Annotated in this window: 14 protein-coding genes and 1 pseudogene; 3 read left to right on the forward strand and 12 right to left on the reverse strand. The window is 47.3% G+C overall.

The window, feature by feature from the left end:
• Positions 1–11: 11 nt before the first annotated feature.
• Entirely contained in the window at positions 12–2816 is a 2805-nt protein-coding gene (locus MRJ96_01335) for a response regulator (protein ID MDR4500086.1), read from the forward strand.
• Positions 2817–3060: 244 nt separating this feature from the next.
• On the opposite strand, the gene MRJ96_01340 is transcribed toward MRJ96_01335, so the two are convergent.
• Positions 3061–3759, reverse strand: a complete 699-nt coding sequence (locus MRJ96_01340; protein MDR4500087.1) for a hypothetical protein — start codon at positions 3757–3759, stop codon at positions 3061–3063.
• 683 nt (positions 3760–4442) lie between these two features.
• Between MRJ96_01340 and MRJ96_01345 the strand changes: the two genes are divergently transcribed.
• A complete protein-coding gene (locus MRJ96_01345; GenBank protein ID MDR4500088.1) occupies positions 4443–4838 on the forward strand; it encodes a hypothetical protein in 396 nt (131 codons plus the stop codon).
• Here MRJ96_01345 and MRJ96_01350 read toward each other — a convergent pair.
• Positions 4835–5668: a hypothetical protein gene (locus MRJ96_01350; GenBank protein ID MDR4500089.1), complete on the reverse strand. Its 834-nt coding sequence runs from the start codon at positions 5666–5668 to the stop codon at positions 4835–4837. The genes MRJ96_01345 and MRJ96_01350 overlap by 4 nt on opposite strands.
• A 417-nt stretch (positions 5669–6085) precedes the next feature.
• On the opposite strand from MRJ96_01350, the gene MRJ96_01355 reads away from it, so the two are divergent.
• The gene (locus MRJ96_01355; protein MDR4500090.1) at positions 6086–6418 is read left to right on the forward strand and encodes a hypothetical protein; all 333 of its coding nucleotides are present in this window, start codon (positions 6086–6088) and stop codon (positions 6416–6418) included.
• Between the two features lie 114 nt (positions 6419–6532).
• Here MRJ96_01355 and MRJ96_01360 read toward each other — a convergent pair whose 3' ends face one another.
• The 10 genes and pseudogenes from MRJ96_01360 to MRJ96_01405 all read right to left on the reverse strand — a co-directional run bounded on the left by MRJ96_01360 (position 6533) and on the right by MRJ96_01405 (position 17249).
• Positions 6533–7408 (reverse strand): polyphosphate kinase 2 family protein, encoded by an 876-nt coding sequence (locus MRJ96_01360; GenBank protein MDR4500091.1) that lies wholly within the window; start codon positions 7406–7408, stop codon positions 6533–6535.
• Between the two features lie 202 nt (positions 7409–7610).
• The gene (locus MRJ96_01365; protein ID MDR4500092.1) at positions 7611–8849 is read right to left on the reverse strand and encodes a cytochrome c family protein; all 1239 of its coding nucleotides are present in this window, start codon (positions 8847–8849) and stop codon (positions 7611–7613) included.
• 54 nt (positions 8850–8903) lie between these two features.
• A complete protein-coding gene (locus tag MRJ96_01370) occupies positions 8904–10208 on the reverse strand; it encodes a cytochrome c family protein (GenBank protein MDR4500093.1) in 1305 nt (434 codons plus the stop codon).
• A gap of 54 nt (positions 10209–10262) precedes the next feature.
• Positions 10263–10772 (reverse strand): PDZ domain-containing protein, encoded by a 510-nt coding sequence (locus tag MRJ96_01375; GenBank protein MDR4500094.1) that lies wholly within the window; start codon positions 10770–10772, stop codon positions 10263–10265.
• A complete protein-coding gene (locus MRJ96_01380) occupies positions 10765–11664 on the reverse strand; it encodes an ethylbenzene dehydrogenase-related protein (protein ID MDR4500095.1) in 900 nt (299 codons plus the stop codon). Before MRJ96_01380 ends, MRJ96_01375 begins: the two co-directional genes overlap by 8 nt.
• Positions 11665–11726: 62 nt before the next feature.
• Complete coding sequence (locus MRJ96_01385; protein MDR4500096.1) at positions 11727–12980, reverse strand: hypothetical protein; 1254 nt, start codon at positions 12978–12980, stop codon at positions 11727–11729.
• 271 nt (positions 12981–13251) lie between these two features.
• Positions 13252–13380 (reverse strand): annotated as a pseudogene (gene tatA, locus MRJ96_01390) (twin-arginine translocase TatA/TatE family subunit).
• Positions 13381–13422: 42 nt separating this feature from the next.
• Complete coding sequence (locus MRJ96_01395) at positions 13423–14235, reverse strand: tetratricopeptide repeat protein (protein ID MDR4500097.1); 813 nt, start codon at positions 14233–14235, stop codon at positions 13423–13425.
• A gap of 14 nt (positions 14236–14249) precedes the next feature.
• Positions 14250–15374: a hypothetical protein gene (locus MRJ96_01400; GenBank protein MDR4500098.1), complete on the reverse strand. Its 1125-nt coding sequence runs from the start codon at positions 15372–15374 to the stop codon at positions 14250–14252.
• A 99-nt stretch (positions 15375–15473) separates the two neighbouring features.
• Positions 15474–17249, reverse strand: coding sequence for a B12-binding domain-containing radical SAM protein (locus MRJ96_01405; GenBank protein ID MDR4500099.1), 1776 nt, complete (start codon positions 17247–17249; stop codon positions 15474–15476).
• Positions 17250–17384 lie beyond the last annotated feature (135 nt).

A 17384-nucleotide genomic window follows, 5' to 3' on the forward strand; every position in this document is an offset into this window, starting at 1 on the left:
TATCTATCGCCATGCGTGATGTAGAAAAACTTGAGCGTCGACTGGCTCGCGAGAAGGCCGCTCGGAAACAAGCAGAAACTCTACTCGAAGAAAAAAGTCTCGAGCTCTACCACACCAACACTCAACTACAGAAAGCCACCGAAGAACTTGAAGAACGAGTCCATGAACGTATGCGAGAACTGGCAACAGCCAACCAACAGCTCGAATCCCACATTCTCGAACGAACTCGTACGGCTAGTAGACTTTCCGCTCTCTATCACACGTCACAAGTGCTCACGGAAGCGAATTCTCTCGTCAAGGCCGCGCCCCACATTCTCGAATCCGTATGCCGAAGCCTGAACCTGCAAATCGGCGAACTGTGGGTACTGGATCATAATCGGCGAAAAATGCGACTCGTAAAAACGTACCGATTACAACCTGATGCGTTCCCAGAATTCGACATCGCGAATCAACAGACGGCACTTTCTCTCGCCGACGGACTTCCTGGACAGGTCTGGGCCAAAAAGGAACCCATTTGGATTTCCGATATCGGTCGTTCTAGAGACTGCCTTCGAGTCCAAGCGGCCGCAACAGCTGGACTCCAAACAGCCTTCGCCTTCCCTATTCAATTGAACAACGTCGTCCTTGGGGTGATGGGATTCTATTGTGACGAGATTCGGAACATTGATCAATCGACTTTCGACATGTTGAGTTCAATCGGGGGCCAAGTGGGACAATTCCTCGAACGCAAAGCCGTAGAAAATAATCTTATTCGAGCCCGGGATGAGGCACTCGATGCGGCTCGCACAAAAAGTGAGTTTCTCGCGACAATGAGTCATGAGATCCGTACCCCTATGAATGGAGTGATCGGCATGACGGGCCTTCTTCTCGAAACCGATCTGACACCATCGCAGCAACTGTATGCCGAGGCAGTACAATCCTCTGGCGAAGCGCTTTTGACCATCATCAATGATATTCTTGATTTCTCAAAAATCGAAGCTGGCAAACTTGATATTGAAACGATAAATTTCGATCTTCGCGTCACCATGGAAGAAACGCTTGGGCTGTTGGCGGAAAAGGCTCGAGAAAAACACCTCGAACTCATCGGCCTCATCGCCGCGCAAGTTCCGACAGCATTGAGGGGAGATCCTGGACGGATCCGTCAGATTCTAACGAATCTCGTGGGCAACGGCATCAAGTTTACCTCTACAGGCGAGGTCATCGTACACATTAATCTCATAGAGGAAACCTCCGAATCCGTCACGATCAAAGTTGAAGTCACCGACACAGGAGTCGGCATCCCACTTGATGCACAGCAACGTCTGTTCACACCCTTTACGCAAGCGGACAGTTCGACCACACGTCGATATGGAGGAACAGGACTAGGCCTTGCGATCTGCAAACAACTCGTGGAACTTATGCGCGGAGAGATTGGGGTGACAAGTGAACCCGGAAAGGGAAGCACCTTTTGGTTCATAGTCTGTCTTGACAAGCAACTTCGCCTGGAAGAAGCACCCATAACGCGCCAAGCCTCTCTCCAGGGTCTGCGAATCTGCTGTGTAGACGATCATGAGACCAACCTTCGCCTTCTCGAACAATACACCAGAGATTGGGGCATGCACGGCACGTTTGTCTCCACCCCACAAGAAGCGCTCCAAGCCTTGAAGGATGCCGAAGCCAACAACTCCCGCTTTGATCTGGCCTTACTCGACTTCCAAATGCCAGACATGGACGGCATGGCGCTGGCTCGAACCATCAAAGCTGAACCACCGCTTGCGTCGATTCCACTCATATTGCTGACCTCGATCGGGAAACGTGGCGAAGCAAGCGCGGCTCATGAAGCAGGCTTCTCCGCCTACCTCACAAAACCGCTTCGAAAATCCCAACTTGAGAAATGCCTGATGACGGTCATGGGACGCGAGCAAAGCCACTCCGCCACGACACAATACGACCTGATCACCCGTCATTCTTTAATGGAAAACGAACACCGTCAAGGATATCGAATCCTGGTCGCCGATGATCATAGAGTCAATCAACAATTAGCCGTGCTGATGCTTGAGAAGCTGGGACATCGAGCTGATATTGTAACGAACGGACTCAAAGCGATCGAGGCCATGTGCCTCATGTCCTACGACCTCATTCTTATGGATGTTCAAATGCCAGAGATGGACGGCTACGAGGCTAGTCGGAAAATTCGTATTGCGGAAAATACCAATAACAGAAACAAGGCAGACTCAGCGCCGCCCCCTCGCGTTCCAATCATTGCAGTGACCGCGAATGCGATGCAGGGTGATCGAGAAAAATGTCTCGAGTCTGGGATGGACGATTATCTCTCGAAACCGATCAAAACAGATCAGTTACAGAAAATGCTCGACAAATGGCTTCCCCAACGTGAGAACGAACACACCACAACACCGAAGGAAGAACGTACGTCTCCGGCAAGTACGACACACATCCGTAAACAGGGTCAAACTCTTGCCCACCTTGACCAGACAACGTTACATCGCCTCCAGTCAATGGGCGGCGCTACCCTGGTCAATAAGGTGGTTGATCAGTTTGTCCAGGATGTCACATCATGCATCGAGAAAATTGAAGAGGCTGCCCTGACGATGGATCGATCTTATTTCGCCGAAGGTACGTATGGACTCAGGGGAATCTGTATGAATTTGGGAGTCATCAAGATGATGAGTCTCGTGTGTCAATTGGAGCGCTATGGGAAAGAGCATGCCTGGGAAGAAGCCCTCAACACCCTTCAGGCAATCAAGGGTGAACTAGATATCGTTACGAAACTTCTACAAGAACCCGTATGCCCAGAACGTTATAGCGAATCCAAATAAGTTCCAATCGGCAAGTGAGACAAACCCCGCGCAGTACGGCGTTGTCACAAGCGGAAGGTGATGCCCGCTTAGATATCCTGACACACATGAATGTTTCTCTCACGTCTTGAGGAGCAAAGGCGTACAAGGGAGCGCTGGATCGTTTCGGGATTACTAGAAACGGCTATAACTCATCAGTCATGCGAGCGCCAAAAAGTGCTTTGCCTTTGGGCAACAGATAACCAGGATAGACAGCTATGAGAATCTAAAAGGATTTCGTGTACACGAAATTTTCACGGATGGACACATCATCTTTGACTTGGGCTGAAGATTTCTGCTGCGGCGAAGGCGTGAGTCTTTCGCTCGGCCTTTTCGACCAGTCTCCTTTTCTTTCAGAGCTCGATTCTTTTTTTGATTCTTGAGTATCCAATTTCACCTCACCCGTCCCCGTCATTTCCTGACTATTATTTTCCTGATTGGGGCTACGCGCCCACTGATTGGGCTGACACACAATACTCAGGTTTGGGGCGGGGGCAGAATCATCGATACGCCACAATTCGAGTTCTATGCCATAAAAGCCGATGTCAGTCCGAGAAATATGATTGAGCCAGTCTAAGACCTTCCGATGCTCTGGCGAAATCTTTGAGGCAATCCAGATAATGATGATTGCTTCAATATCAGATGCCGACGAAACCAATTTACCAACATCATCGTCATGAATAGACCCCAATTGTCCTTGAATGAGAACATTATCGTGAGTTTTGGCGGTTTTTGCGACGACTCCACCACCCTTAAGATTAGCAACAAGAGGCTCCTGCCTGGCTAACACAAGCTCGACTCCAACAGACTCACCTATCATTTCCAAGATTTCTTCTTGACTGAGCCAGGAAGAAAACTTCCCGAACTCTTCTCCCCAATACTCCTGAAGGCTAAATCGTTTTAATTTGCCGAGTGACTTTGCCATGGCGACCTCTGCTGAACACAAAAATTTTCGACGAATGAATGAATAGACTGACCCTTAATGGCTTGAACATAACCCTCTCTAACTTATCGACACTTTTGCGATAAAATTGAGTAACGTTTGTATCTAACTTTAGCTGATCGACAAAGCCTATAATGAATTTATAGAAAGAAGTCGTCATCAGGACATTTGCCCTCACAGGCATGTGCGTTATGTCAATCAAGGATAGAGTTCGTCAGCCAAGATCACCAGAAACTCAGTGCCAGGGAAGGAGCCATTAACCGATCATTCATTCCCTCCTGGGACATCTCAAGCCTCAGGCATTCTCATTATTCAATACTCCTATAGACGATGAAACGACCGGCTATTCATCGTCGAAATTTTTTCTTGTTCATTCTCTTCGAATTTCGGACGATTTTATGGCAATACATGCCATTGATTGAGGTCATAGATGTTTATCTTTTTCAACCTGTCGGAACTTCTAACGACTTTTCATGAGAATCAGGAGAAACTTCAGTCTTTCGCCTTTCGTATGACCCATCACACAAAGCTGTTTTTGCTCTTAGACGTTCGTCATGTTGATTTGGTGAACCTCATGATCTCTGGCAATCATCTTGCTCTAGAACCAGGTATCATGCACGATCGTATAAGTCACATAAGATTCACCTATTGACCGGAGATTATTTATGAATAACCCCATGCCAACAAACACAACCGTTCTCACTGAGTCTTCGAAATTTCTCGTCAGTAAAGACGCGAACAGAGGTGGGAAACTACATACCAAGTATCTTGACAAAGAATACATTGTCCGTGCGCGGGAAGCGGAAGTTAAACAGCATCTTCATTCAATAGGCCAACTCCAAAAGAAAATGGAAAAATTAGCGAGCGAATTGGCGTGGGAATTAAAGCAACATCATTCAAAAATTCATGAGCTCTATCAGCTTGAAGCGCCATTCAGGAAAAACCAGAAAGACACAGAATCAAAGAACCACACCGAACGAAAAAACCCTGCACGTGGTAAAGCTAAACGGCCGTTACACTTCCCCCTAGTCGAAAAAGCCGTATGTGAATCCGTGGCTTAAACGCGACGCTCTCCTTTCAAGGCACGGCCGACGGCCGTGCCAAGCTCTTCCGAAGCTGACTGAAACACGACATTTAACGATGTAAGAACAGCGGCAGTAAATCGTTTTCCGTCCGCCGATTCAAGAAATTCAAGATACTTTTCAACTTCAGCATCTTCCAGACGATGATATAAATACAGAAAGCTGGCGAGGTGTTCTCGCTGTAATTCTTCCTTTTCATTTTCTCTCCGAATCTGCAATTCATGGCGAATATGATCGGGATCAATGCGTTCTTCGCGTGGGAGAGCGGCATTCATCGCCTCTGTTAAGGCTAAGGCCGTGGTCATTTCTAATTGTTCATCAATACGGAAAAGGTAAAGCGCATTGCTGAGCTGCTGTACTTGCAAAAGCCGATGTTGAGTTGGTGGATGTTCATCAAGATTCTGCGCATACAAACTTCTCTCTTTCCATACATGCGCCGAATAGGTCATTCGTTCAAGATCGGTGATCTTCTTGCCCATGGGTGACTGAAACCAGTGTAGAGCCTTTCCAACAGCCTGGCTGTCCAGATCATTGGACATGGCATGCACGAGATGCTGCTCCATCTTGTCCATATCAAAAGCTTGAAACAATGCATCGCGTACTGGGGTGTATTGTTTAGAATAGGATTCATCATCATATCCCATACGTTCAAAAACTTGCCGTGGAAATTGCTTGAGCCTCTCGAGAACACCGCACTGTTCGAGTAAAACCCGAACTTGCCTCCTGTGTTCTAACGATTCTGCTCCAGACATGTTGATACAAACCAGACTCATAAGACCTACCAGCAGCGCTGCTTGCACTCGTATCACGTGACGCTCCTTTTCTCGACTGATCTAATGCTAATCAGCTCGTGTCTCCACAGCTCTTCCCACACCGATGAATGAAAGTCCTTAGTAGTTAGGATTCTCTTCGGAAAAAAATAGACATAACTGAAGAAAGCAACAATGACCGGCAACAACATGGGGGAAGAGCACAAGAGTCAGAAACGGGGGGCACGAAGTAAGATAAAACTCAGCAAGAGATATTTATTGACCTTTCAGTCTAATGTTTTACAATACAAGACAATAATCCTTGCACGACGGATGCACCATCTTGATTGCAGAAAGGAGTCATGCATCACTTTCCCGCCTATCCGTACCACTCGAAGCACACACAACAATCTAGCAAGACGCCAACACAGGGATGGACAGATTCGCCCTCTACCACACACAACAGGAGGTTTAAGCATGAAAAAGCCATGGCATAGCGTAGTAACTCTGATCGGAATTTTTGTCTTCGGGCTCGTAGTGGGTTGTGGACAAAGTTCCGAAGGGCCTGGCGAAAAGGCGGGGAAAGCCGTCGACAAAGCCGTATCCAGCGCAGGTGAAACGGTGTCGAAGGCGATCGAACATACAGAGGAAGCCATACACGATGCATCTGACGCTGCAGAGGAAGCTGTCTCCGGTGCGATCGACAGCACTCAGGAAGCATTAGAAGATGCTGGCGAGAGTATGAAGGAAGGGGCTGAATCGATGACGGAAGGGGCCAAAGAAATGGCTAATGATGTGACAGGACATTGAATGTTCTCTGATCGCTCTTGAAACATACTTGATTTCAGCCCCCCCAAATTACGCTGAATACTTGAAGAGGTTACGGCTCACGAGAAGTAACCTCTTCGTTCAGCCATCTTTTCATCAGTTTTCTTGTCCAAGTAGCTGACGCATGGTTTCTAATTCCGCTCGTTCGGACTTGCTCAAACTAGGGTACTGTAGTCCCAACCCCTCCAAAGTCTTCACGACAATCTCGGCAACCGTAATCCGCATGGACGGTTTATGGTCGGCAGGGATTGCATACCATGGGGCCCATGGTCGTGACGTCGCATTGAGCGCTTCTTCATACGCCTGCATATAGTCTTTCCAAAACTCACGTTCTTTAATGTCCGACGATGAAAACTTCCAGTTTTTCTCCGGAACTTGTATCCGAGAGAGAAACCGTCGCTTTTGTTCTTCCCGTGACACATTGAGCCAAAATTTGACGATGACGGTCCCATTGCGGGCCAAATGCTGTTCATAGTCGCGGATCGACTCAAATCGTTCGTCCCATATCGTCCTTAAATCATAGCCATCCGGCAAACGTTGATTTTTCAAATATTTCGGGTGAACACGAACGATCAACACTTCCTCATAATAACTACGGTTAAAGATTCCTATTCGTCCCCGTTCGGGCAAACACTTCGTGGTTCTCCATAAGAAATCGTGATCAAGCTCGAGATTAGAGGGTTGCCTAAATGAAAAGACCTGACAGCCGGCCGGATTGATCCCACTCGTGACGGCACGAATCGTCGAATCTTTTCCCGCTGCATCCATCGCTTGAAACACGAGTAAAACGGCATGATGGTCGTGAGCATACAGCGTTCGCTGGCGGTCACTCATTTTCCTGATCAGCTTGGCTAATTTCTTCTCATACAGCTTTTTGGACAGAACTTTCCCTTTTGGTACGGTCCGAGCCTTTTTGAGTGAAAACTGTGAATTAAACGGCACGAGGTAAGGACTCTTCACAGGTGTAAACATATAGACTCCCTGATTTGAGCTGTCAGACAGGCGAAGGAATACATGCTGCTTGATGAACTTCAGCGCAAAATGGCTAAAACGAACAGTTCTAATGAAGAGGGGGAATTCGAGTGATAGAACAGGCCCACGAACTGGCAAGCAATAACATGGTCACCAGGACGAAACCCTGGCGCATGATCTCTTGGCTATTTCTATCGGCTGATCATTGCTTTTTGAGGGGAATGTTAATTTTTTTCTTCACAACTTCAACAGGGACAAAGGCTCGATCCTGTTTCCCGAGGTTCGACTCGGCTTCAACCGCTTTAACAAATTCCTCTGGTCCATGAATCGGCGCATAGGTCAAGGTGATAATCACATCCATCGAAGGAGCATTGAGCGGCGTGGGGAAGGTAAATATTTCGCTCCGCCTTTCTTCAGGCTTCAGCAGGGTATCATGCAGCACTGTGGCCGCTTCAAAATCCAACACGGTCTTCTTCCCGTTCTTGTCTCCATATACCCGTTCGTAAAACCGTTGTTCTCCATACACTTTTTTTAGGTTTTTCCCAAGAACCGTTAAATCTACCACAACCCGATACCAGCCTGGATGGGGCATGGGAAGGTTATGCGGAACCAAACTCTGGATCGTCGCCTCAACTTTTGAGGTTTTTCCTTGAACTTCAGTCTTAAAGTCTATCTCAACCGCCTTAGCTCGAACTTTTCCAAATCGTCCAGGGAAACTGTGATTGGCAATTTTTCGGTTTTTTTCACCATTTGCGGATTCGCCAAACGCTCCAGGCATATGACAGGACTGACACGTTTTGCCTTCTTTTTCAGCCTTCGTCTCCTTCCAGTTTCCCATCCAGTCAGGCAACTTGGGAGAGCCAGGCTCGCGAGGCAAAGAATCATGACACGTGATACAAAACTGAGAACTTTGGAATAAGGCTGATGGTTCCGATTGATGGGCCAAGTTGTCTACTGGCTTTTTATATCCGCCAAAGACAGTTTTTTCTAATTGATAGGTTGGATGTGGCGGATGCGTGTTGGGATCGACTTCTTTGATGAGGTGACATTGCGAACATCCCACTCCATCAATCTGCGGGTCTTTCGATTTGACTTCATCGATAAACATCTTGGCCTCGTGCCCATATTCAAGAATATGAGGGGCATGACACCGGAAACACATCGATTGCTGACCCTCGGGTGCAGTCGATAAATAGCGATCAAGGGTCACTCGAAAAGCCGACGTCACGATCGAACGAGACTGAGCTGAGGCCTCCCATTCTTCAAACACCCTGATATGACAGCGTTTACATTTTTGCGAATGCGGAAACGCCTTTTGCAAGGGTTTTGAGGTCTTTTCTGTTTTTTCCGCGAATACGAAAGATGCAGGGCCACCAATTCCAAACGCCATGGCCCCCATCAAGCACAGCGTCAACCCCACGGTTATGATCATCCTCGTCATGGTATCCCCTAGATTATGAATCACCAGAATGAATAAGAATCGTCGTGTCGAGATTTATAACGTGATCGTACGAAACGTGAGCAATCGGGTCGAGGAATAGTCTGTAATAACTTTTTCGGCAGCGTCACGCTCTTTTTCCGATGCAAGTGTCTCTAAATAGCGATTCAAAAGGTCCGGCGAGGGCTCTGGTATCAGGGCGTAACTAAGACTGGCTTCAACCAACAAGGGAGCCGAGCCATCGGGGATGGACAGGGTAAAAGGAATACGGCGCGTCATACCACCGTTGACGAGCGGTTGTGGAATCGGACCACGAAGGATTTCCTCGAAGGAACGACCAAACTGCTCCTCTTGTTCACTCAGGACATTGCCTTGCTCATCCTTCACGGTCACCTTCACGAAGAACTGTTTCAGCACAGGATCGCCACCTGGAAACATATGCGGCAAGCTGCCATTTCTGACCAGCACAGTTCCTTGGACTGAATTTTTCGTCTTGTCTGCTTCGATATCGACTCGAGGAAACCATTCGGCTTGTAGGTTCCGGTTGCTGAGCATGATACCAGGGATCACAATCCCTTGGAACCAGTGCCGACCGATCGGTCGAGTTAAAGAGCCACGCTTTGACGTGGAGCTTCCCGTTGAACGTTCCATATGACAATCCTGACAGATAATGCCTTTGAGAATTTCACCTGGAAGATCGGCTCTCATTACATCTTTGACTTTGCTAAAATGGCAGGCTGCACAATATTTTGCTTCACGATAGATGTTGGACTCTTGGGAAGGGTGAACAAGGTTGTCGTCAGGCTTGGAATACGGACCGTAAAATGTCTCTCCTGGTTTGATTTGAAATGTTGGAAAGCCTTTAGGATTTTCTTGTGTATCATGGATCAAATGACAAGATGAGCAACTCACCCCTTCAACTTGGACATGCTTTCCTCCAGCCATCACCTGATTGAGGATACGATCAGTATGCTGAGGAAAGACAGTAACAGCCGGGACATGGCAGGCCAAACAGGCGGTACGTTCTTCTTCAGTAGGATCTGTCTGAAGCCACAACCCCATGATTGTTTTGAAAACAGGCGAGGAAAGAGCCGTCCCGTGTAACAATGCCCCGTCAGCGCGGCCAAAGGTTTTCAGGTCTGGAGTCTGCTCCCGCATTCCTTTCCACTCTTCATAGTGACGATCATGACATTGCTTACATTGTTCAGAAGGCAAAAATACTTTCTGAATTTCTTCGATCCATGATGATTCCTGTTGAGTATTTCCAGAAGAATCTTGAGCTTCGGCGATTTGCTCCTCACCTTGATGCCAGAAAAGAAACACTGCCACCACTAGCCCACAGACACCTGTGAGTCGAATCATTCGGAACCAAGTATGGCGAGACCATGTATGGATACGGAAAATCATTTCGAGGAACTAATCCTGCTTGATACGCACAAAGTGAAAGTTCAACCCACCGGTCACACCTTGATCAGAAGGGTCAGAGGGCTCATAAGTCGCAACGGTAAAGTTTTGTGTCGGTAACGTCGCTTCCAGTGCATGACCTAAATCAATAAGCGTTTTAATTTCAAACCGGTCCACTTCTTTAATGATCGCCTTGACTTTCATACCAGCCAGGTCAGCTGGAGTTCCCCCGATCACGGCGAATATCACCACACCTTCTGCACGCGTTAAACCGAGGAACTCTTTAATTTCTTCATCAACTTCTCCAACGTCAACTCCAAATTCCTCCGCCAGCTCCAACGCGCGCGCTTCGGTCATTTCTCCAGCTGCTGTTTGCGCGAGTACGGGGTCAGAAAAGTTTAGGCCACCCAACATCAGCCAACTAAGTCCTAACGACAAAAACACGACCAAACGGTCATAAAGGCCCTTCTCAAGAACCCGACATCTTTGTACATCTCGAAAAATCACAATGTCTCTACTCAATCGGGGAGGCTGCTGTAGGCCTGTTAACCGGGTCAATAAGTAGCTGCATCCACGGGGCAACGGCCTTTTGCCCATTGCGTTCTTTGTTTTCACCATTCCAGACAGCAAACGCTATTGCTTGCAATCGTCCAGCTTGGAGTAAGGCCTCATTCTCTAGGTCATCTCCAGGCATCGTAAGCGGTCGCTTCATCACTACACGCCAGAACCCTCGCTTCCACTCTGCTTGCCCTTTAATTCTCCCTTGTCGTTTTTTACTCGTTAACGTGCTGAATCCCCCACCGATTAAGTCTTCGACAGATGAAGGGCGACGAGGAATGACTTCGAATCTTCGAATCCCCTGTCGCTTATTCCCTTTCTTCTTGGTCCGCGCCGCTCGTCGGTCTACGTCACTCTGCCAATCAGCTTTCCAATGCCAGATGTTGAGATAATGATCGAGCTGTCCCATACAGAAAAATGCCGGAGCGTTGCCCAGGGGCAACGCGATAGCGGCACCGTCTCGAAAAACCCCAGGAGTCAGACGTTCATTTCGAGTCGCATCCTGCCACTCCAATAAAAATGAAATATCTTTCCCGTTGTGCATTGAACGAATTGACAAAGCTTTCGCACTCGGTTCTGGCCAAACAGGCCGAGTAATGACTTGGCCACTGAGAGGGACGGGAAGAGCCGGGATAGTCTCCCATGCAGGATCAGACGGTTCTGAAGGAGGTTCCCCAGGCACAAAGTGCGAACGCACGACGATCCCGTGTGAACTGACTGTCGACACTTCAAACCAGGTCAACCCAACGATGACCGCGACGAATAATATTCCAGCTACAACAAGATGACGAGGCACACGCCTCGGTATGGGACGGGAGGGGTGTGGAAGTTCTGGCTCACTCGATAATCGTGCCATTCCAATCCTTGTCATGCATCAATTCATAAGCCATGCCGCGGAAAGCGGTGAATGTGATGCCATTACCTCACTTTCACTCGACGAATTTTGTTTTCATTACGTTCACAGATATACAGAAATCCATGAGAATCTAACGCCAGGCCAGCTGGAGAGTTTACGACAGCTTCAACAGCCAACCGACCGTCACCGTGTTTCAGCATCGTAGCATCTTCCTTCGCGACAAACCGAGCGGCGCCACAACCTCCCATGTTTTTATCATCATACCCGCTATCCCCGTTGCCCGCGATCGTGGCAATCAGACCAGTCATCGCATCAACTTTTCTGACGCGATGATTCATCGAGTCGGCGATATACACATTTCCCTCGTCATCCGCCACCGCACCCTCTGGAACATTGAGCATAGATTTCACGGCAAGTTTATCATCACCATCATATCCGTATCGACACACGCCTGCGATGGTTGTCACCACGCCTGTTTTGTGATCCATGCGACGAATTCGGTTGGTGCCTTTATCAGTGATCAACAAATCACCATTCTTAAACACATCCAAACTGACGATGTCGTAAAACCGACATTCCAGAGCTGGCTTTCCATCATCCCAGTATGGGGTCAGGTCCAGTCCGTCGGAACATTGTGGCCGCAGCCATCCTTGATCATCGCTAAAGTCTATCCCGATCGCGTCTCCTGACAGCACAATAAGATTTTGCGCAGTCAAAGGACTGACACGCTCATCATCTTCATCCGTCCAAATTCCCCCGATGGTCGTTAGGAGCCCAGTTCGCGGGTCATACTTTCTAATTCGGTGGGCCTGCGTATCGGCAATGTATAAGTTGTCATCCTGGTCAAACACGATTGACGCCGGATACGTTAAATTGACCTCTAATGCGGGTCCGTCTCCATTAAACCCCCACTGACCCGTCCCTACGATCGTCGTAATGACCCCCGTCTCTCGATCAATTTTTCGGATTCGACTGCTACCAGAGTCACAAATATAGACATGATTCTCGGAATCACATGCGACATCAAGGGGTAGATAGAGCCCAGCCTCTCCGCACGGCCCATAATCTCCGCTGTAACACGTCTCTCCATTCCCAGAAAAATTATGAAGCCGCCCCGTTTCAAGGTCTACTCTTCGCACACGATCAGACCCACATTCGGCAATGTACAAAAACTGCTCGTCACGATCCAACGTGACATGGTTCGGTAGGGGAATGCCTGCCTTAATCGCTCGTTTTCCATCCCCTGTACTCCGAGACTTTCCGTTACCGGCAAATGTCTCAATCACTCCAGGCTCAATCGTCGTTTCAGTACTCATAATCATGACCTCGTACGCATTCTTCTATTACGTTCATGGCTCGAAGAACATTAGGAGGAATATTTCTCTTGCTTCCCAATATTCGTTAGGCCTTCGAAACAGAGGCAGCTTGGATATTAGAACCATTATCAACCCCTGTCGCAGGCGGTGGGGACGGCACTTCTGGCACGACGGATTGTTGATGAGGAATTTGAGCTGGATCGGCTGAGTCCATATTCGCCTGCTGATTGGCCGCTTGAAACTCTGCGTCCATGGCCTCTGCTTCATGAATAGACTTCTTAAATCCCTTGATCGCCTTGCCGACCCCCTCACCTAACTGAGGCAACTTTCCCGCACCAAAAATTATCAAGACGATCATTAAAATCAGGATCAGCTCAGTAAATCCAATGCTTCCAAACATGGCGCTCTCCTCCTCGCTATCTATGGGTGAGTATTCCTCTCTCTATGATTTCCCGGACTCCCTTGAACGTTTTGAGAATCGCTCTTTTAATCTATTTCTCGTCTCTTCTGCCTGTTCAAACATTTTGCATTTTTCATAGGTATTAATAAGATTGTAGTACGCGAGAGGTTCGTCTGGGTTATTTTCTACGGCATCTTCTATGACCTTGAGCGCCATATCAGGCTTTTTAATGTTGAGCGCCATTTCCATAAGTTTATAACTACACTCCAGATGACTCGGGTCAAATTCCAATACTTTTGCGTAAGCCTGCATAGCCATATCAAGCGTATTGAGGTCTGAGACTTGAGGGTTGTCGAGTTGCTCATAGACCCCCGCAAGATTATACCATGCGATCGGATCTTCTGGGGTAAGCTCAATCAAGCGTTCAAAGTAGTCTTTTGCCGCTTTATAATCACCTTTTTCACTACATAACCGTCCAAGATTAAACAGGGCGAGCACATCATATTTATTGAGTTCCAGGGCCCGTTCGAATTGAGAAGAGGCATCGTCAGCCATTCCCTTGGTCCCATAGATCGTGCCGAGGTTCGAATAATACATCGCCAGGGATCGGTCCATTTCAACCTTTAAGCCTTCCGCCATTTCGATTGACTTTTTCACCTCCGTTAATGCCTCGTCCAATCGTCCTTTATTGAAGTACAGTTCTCCCAATCGACATCGAGCCTGAAAGTCATCAGGCTCTTGCGTGAGCAATTTTTCTAATTCGACGATTTCTTCTTCCGGATTCAATGGTCTTTCATCGTCTGCCGGTACGACCGTTGATTCTTCTGATTGCCTTAGTATAGTCTGGTCTTCCATAATTCTGTTCTTTCTTATGGTGTGGGCCCGTAGGCGGGCGTCGCTGGTTGATAAATCATTTTTTCAGAAACTTTTCCTCGAAGCTTTCCAAGCGTCCCACGTTTATCGATGGTTAAGAGCATGAGTCCCAACATAACCATGAGCGTCAGATGGGATAATTGCAAGGCATAACCAGCCATAAACATCAACCCCAATCCATACCCTGCCAATCTACCAATCATGACTAATTTAATGACTGTATAGGCCCAGCAAATGAACCCTGCCATGTAGAATGCAAAGGGAAGATAGAATGTGTACCCCATGCCCATTTGAAAGACCCACCCGATTCCTTCTCCAGCTTTCCGTATATCTTCAGCGGCCTTCAGGCTATAAAGCGACACAAAATAATCCATAAATAGCAGAAGAAAAAATACCACTCCCCCACTCGTAACAAGTGTCAATCCCCATTTTCGTTGTTGCTTATTCTTCGTGAAGAATGAAGTACTGCCGTAAGCCCAAAATACCAGTATGCTCGACGCAACCATCAGCGCCTCGCCTAATCTATTAATTTCATGAACCAAGGGAGGGGCCGTGACAAAGCCAAGGAGTCCATAGCTTGTCGTGAGTGTTTGGTAATAAATCCATCCACATATTCCTAGGAAAAAACACCCGATCGCTAAACGCTGAGTACGCAATTTATGCGACGCGAAATACTCGAGCATAAGGAACACAAGAAGAACGAGAGAAATGATATTGTATACCACTGCACCCAACATTGCTGGAGGAAAAAGAAGATACGCAAACGTAACGACAACGAGAAGACTCATCAGTGGAATCACAATTTTGTCATAAGAGCCCTTCCACACCGTTGAGGTCATTTTGTAGTACATCAAGATAAAAATAAGGAGAAACGCCAGGATGGACGTGACATTCAACAGCATAAACCCTAAAGATGACAGTCCGCGAAAGGCTATTCGCACGGCTTCATATTTTTCAGCAAGCTTGCTGAGATGCATCCCTAAACGAGACACCAAGCGATACAGGACGAGCTCTAAAAACGCTGAAAGAAGAAGACACTTTAGGGCATACTCAAACAACACCCCTTGCTCTTGCACTTTTTCTGTGGCAGGAGCAGCAGGTTCTAAGATCTTTTCACTCATGACTTCTCGCATAGGACTTCCGCAAACACCGCTCTCGATTTATGCCTCATGGTCTCAAGCCTTTCACGGCGACAAAAACCAAGCGCCCACGTGCCTGATTCAGGAGACTGAAGTGTGTTCTAGAACATTCTGTTTGTTCCTGCGTGCAATGTAGAGCAGACCATCTCCCATGGAATAGTTAAAGGGTAACTCACAGACAACTTCACTAATTTTCTCGTACACATGCTGATACACCTTTTCGCATTGCTCTGGGGTCATACCCTGCTTCACCTCGTAAAAAAAGCCTAAACTTAAATCTTCAGCCGCTGGCCTCATTATACGTTGAATCCCGTAACCACCGGGATCGCTCATGATCGGCGCTTCTTTCTCGAGGTCAAACAAGCAGGGCTGGCAGGAGAATCCATAGGAGGAATTGAGCTTGCGGTTGTCCACGATAAAATTCATGGTTTCAAGTGCCTCTTCCTCGGTCTCTGTTGGGAATCCAACGATGACATAGCAATGCACCGCAATACCAAGATCAACACAATCTGAACAAATTCGATTCACACTTTCTTGGGTAATGCCTTTGACCATAAAATCCATCATGCGAGCGTTATAAGTCTCCAGGCCAAATACGATCTTTTGACATCCAGCCTCTTTCATCAATCCCAATAACTCTCGAGACAGGTTTTTTTCAAACCTCAGCTCAGCCGTCCATTGTAGATCCAAGCCACGATTGAGCATCTCTTTACAGAGCCGACGGGTGGGAGATAAAGCCAAGCATTCATCGGTAAAGAAAAAATAGGGCGTTTGATAAGTTTTTGACAGTGCTTCAAGTTCGTCTACAACCTTGATTGGATCTTTCTGTCGGAAGTTCTGATGATCAAGAGTTAAGGCGCAGAACGCACAGTCTTTATAGTAGCAACCTCGGGAAAACTGAACCGGCAATACTGTGTGAGGCGCAAGGTATTTATCCAGAGGAAATCCGTCATAGTTTGGAGCGGAATGCTGTGCAAGATTTTCTGAGTAGAAGGGTTGATTGACCGTAATTTTTCCATCCTGCCGATAAATAAGGTTGGGAACTTTACGAAAATCTTTCTTACCCTCCAACTGATTGATTAATTCCAAAAATGCGGTTTCTCCCTCAAATACGATAAAATCGTCCGTGACTTCAAAGAGTCGTTCACATCGACGTAAGTTATCGACCAATCGGGTAAAGATGCTACCACCGACAGTCACATGAATGTCAGGATTGGCTTCTTTAATCAATCGACAAAGAGTCAAACCCGGAATTATCTGGGAGGTGGCGGTAATAGACACCCCGATTAAACCGGGTTGTTCGTCGACGATGGAAGACAGGAAATAATTTCGGTATAGATCGATGTATGGATTCTGGGTTTCATCGCGTACAGCTTTCATGATGTCTCGCGATGAATAGATTGAATAGGAAAGTTGGTTATCGACGACCGTGATCCTGGTCGGAAAGTACAAAGAGGAAACAACTTCTAGCCAACGATCTATCAAGAACAAGCATTCCCGATAACGATCTATATCAAAAAACTCTTCACTCCTTAACGAGATTTTTGCAGGCTCTATCTGCTCGATCAAATAAGGGAAACGGTCTAGAGCCTCCAGCACTCTGGCGTAATGTTCTTTACTACCCGGACCTTCGTCCCCGCTCATCGAACGCTCTAATTGTTTTCCAAGATCGACAAGCTTTTGATAGACCTCGAGTCCATAGGTTTTCGTCAGGATCGTATCGAGCAACTCGATGTTTAAGTCTCTCTGGGATTTATCCCTTACTCCTGCCTGATCCAGGAAAGAGGTCAAACATGGAAGGCTAAGGTATGGTTGGGACGGATGCCAACTAGGAGGGAAAACAAGAGAAACCTTCACAGATTTTTCTCCATATAGAGGTGCTACTGACAGTATTTCCGCTGCCAGATTAACAACATAGATCCAATTTTCTTATACATGCCGCATAATGAATAATGCAACTATTCCTAATCAGGGCAAACGTTACTCAATTAA

The organism is Nitrospirales bacterium, from assembly GCA_031315865.1.
In the GTDB taxonomy this organism is placed as follows: Bacteria; Nitrospirota; Nitrospiria; order Nitrospirales; family UBA8639; genus JAGQKC01.

What these genes read in the sequence shown, in the direction of transcription:
- MRJ96_01335 (MDR4500086.1), top strand. Translation starts at nt 12, where the DNA reads ATGCGTGATGTAGAAAAACTTGAGCGTCGACTGGCTCGCGAGAAGGCC.
- MRJ96_01380 (MDR4500095.1), bottom strand. Translation starts at nt 11,664, where the DNA reads ATGGCACGATTATCGAGTGAGCCAGAACTTCCACACCCCTCCCGTCCC.
- MRJ96_01365 (MDR4500092.1), bottom strand. Translation starts at nt 8,849, where the DNA reads ATGACGAGGATGATCATAACCGTGGGGTTGACGCTGTGCTTGATGGGG.
- MRJ96_01345 (MDR4500088.1), top strand. Translation starts at nt 4,443, where the DNA reads ATGAATAACCCCATGCCAACAAACACAACCGTTCTCACTGAGTCTTCG.
- MRJ96_01355 (MDR4500090.1), top strand. Translation starts at nt 6,086, where the DNA reads ATGAAAAAGCCATGGCATAGCGTAGTAACTCTGATCGGAATTTTTGTC.
- MRJ96_01360 (MDR4500091.1), bottom strand. Translation starts at nt 7,408, where the DNA reads ATGTTTACACCTGTGAAGAGTCCTTACCTCGTGCCGTTTAATTCACAG.
- MRJ96_01395 (MDR4500097.1), bottom strand. Translation starts at nt 14,235, where the DNA reads ATGGAAGACCAGACTATACTAAGGCAATCAGAAGAATCAACGGTCGTA.
- MRJ96_01340 (MDR4500087.1), bottom strand. Translation starts at nt 3,759, where the DNA reads ATGGCAAAGTCACTCGGCAAATTAAAACGATTTAGCCTTCAGGAGTAT.
- MRJ96_01370 (MDR4500093.1), bottom strand. Translation starts at nt 10,208, where the DNA reads ATGATTCGACTCACAGGTGTCTGTGGGCTAGTGGTGGCAGTGTTTCTT.
- MRJ96_01400 (MDR4500098.1), bottom strand. Translation starts at nt 15,374, where the DNA reads ATGAGTGAAAAGATCTTAGAACCTGCTGCTCCTGCCACAGAAAAAGTG.
- MRJ96_01385 (MDR4500096.1), bottom strand. Translation starts at nt 12,980, where the DNA reads ATGAGTACTGAAACGACGATTGAGCCTGGAGTGATTGAGACATTTGCC.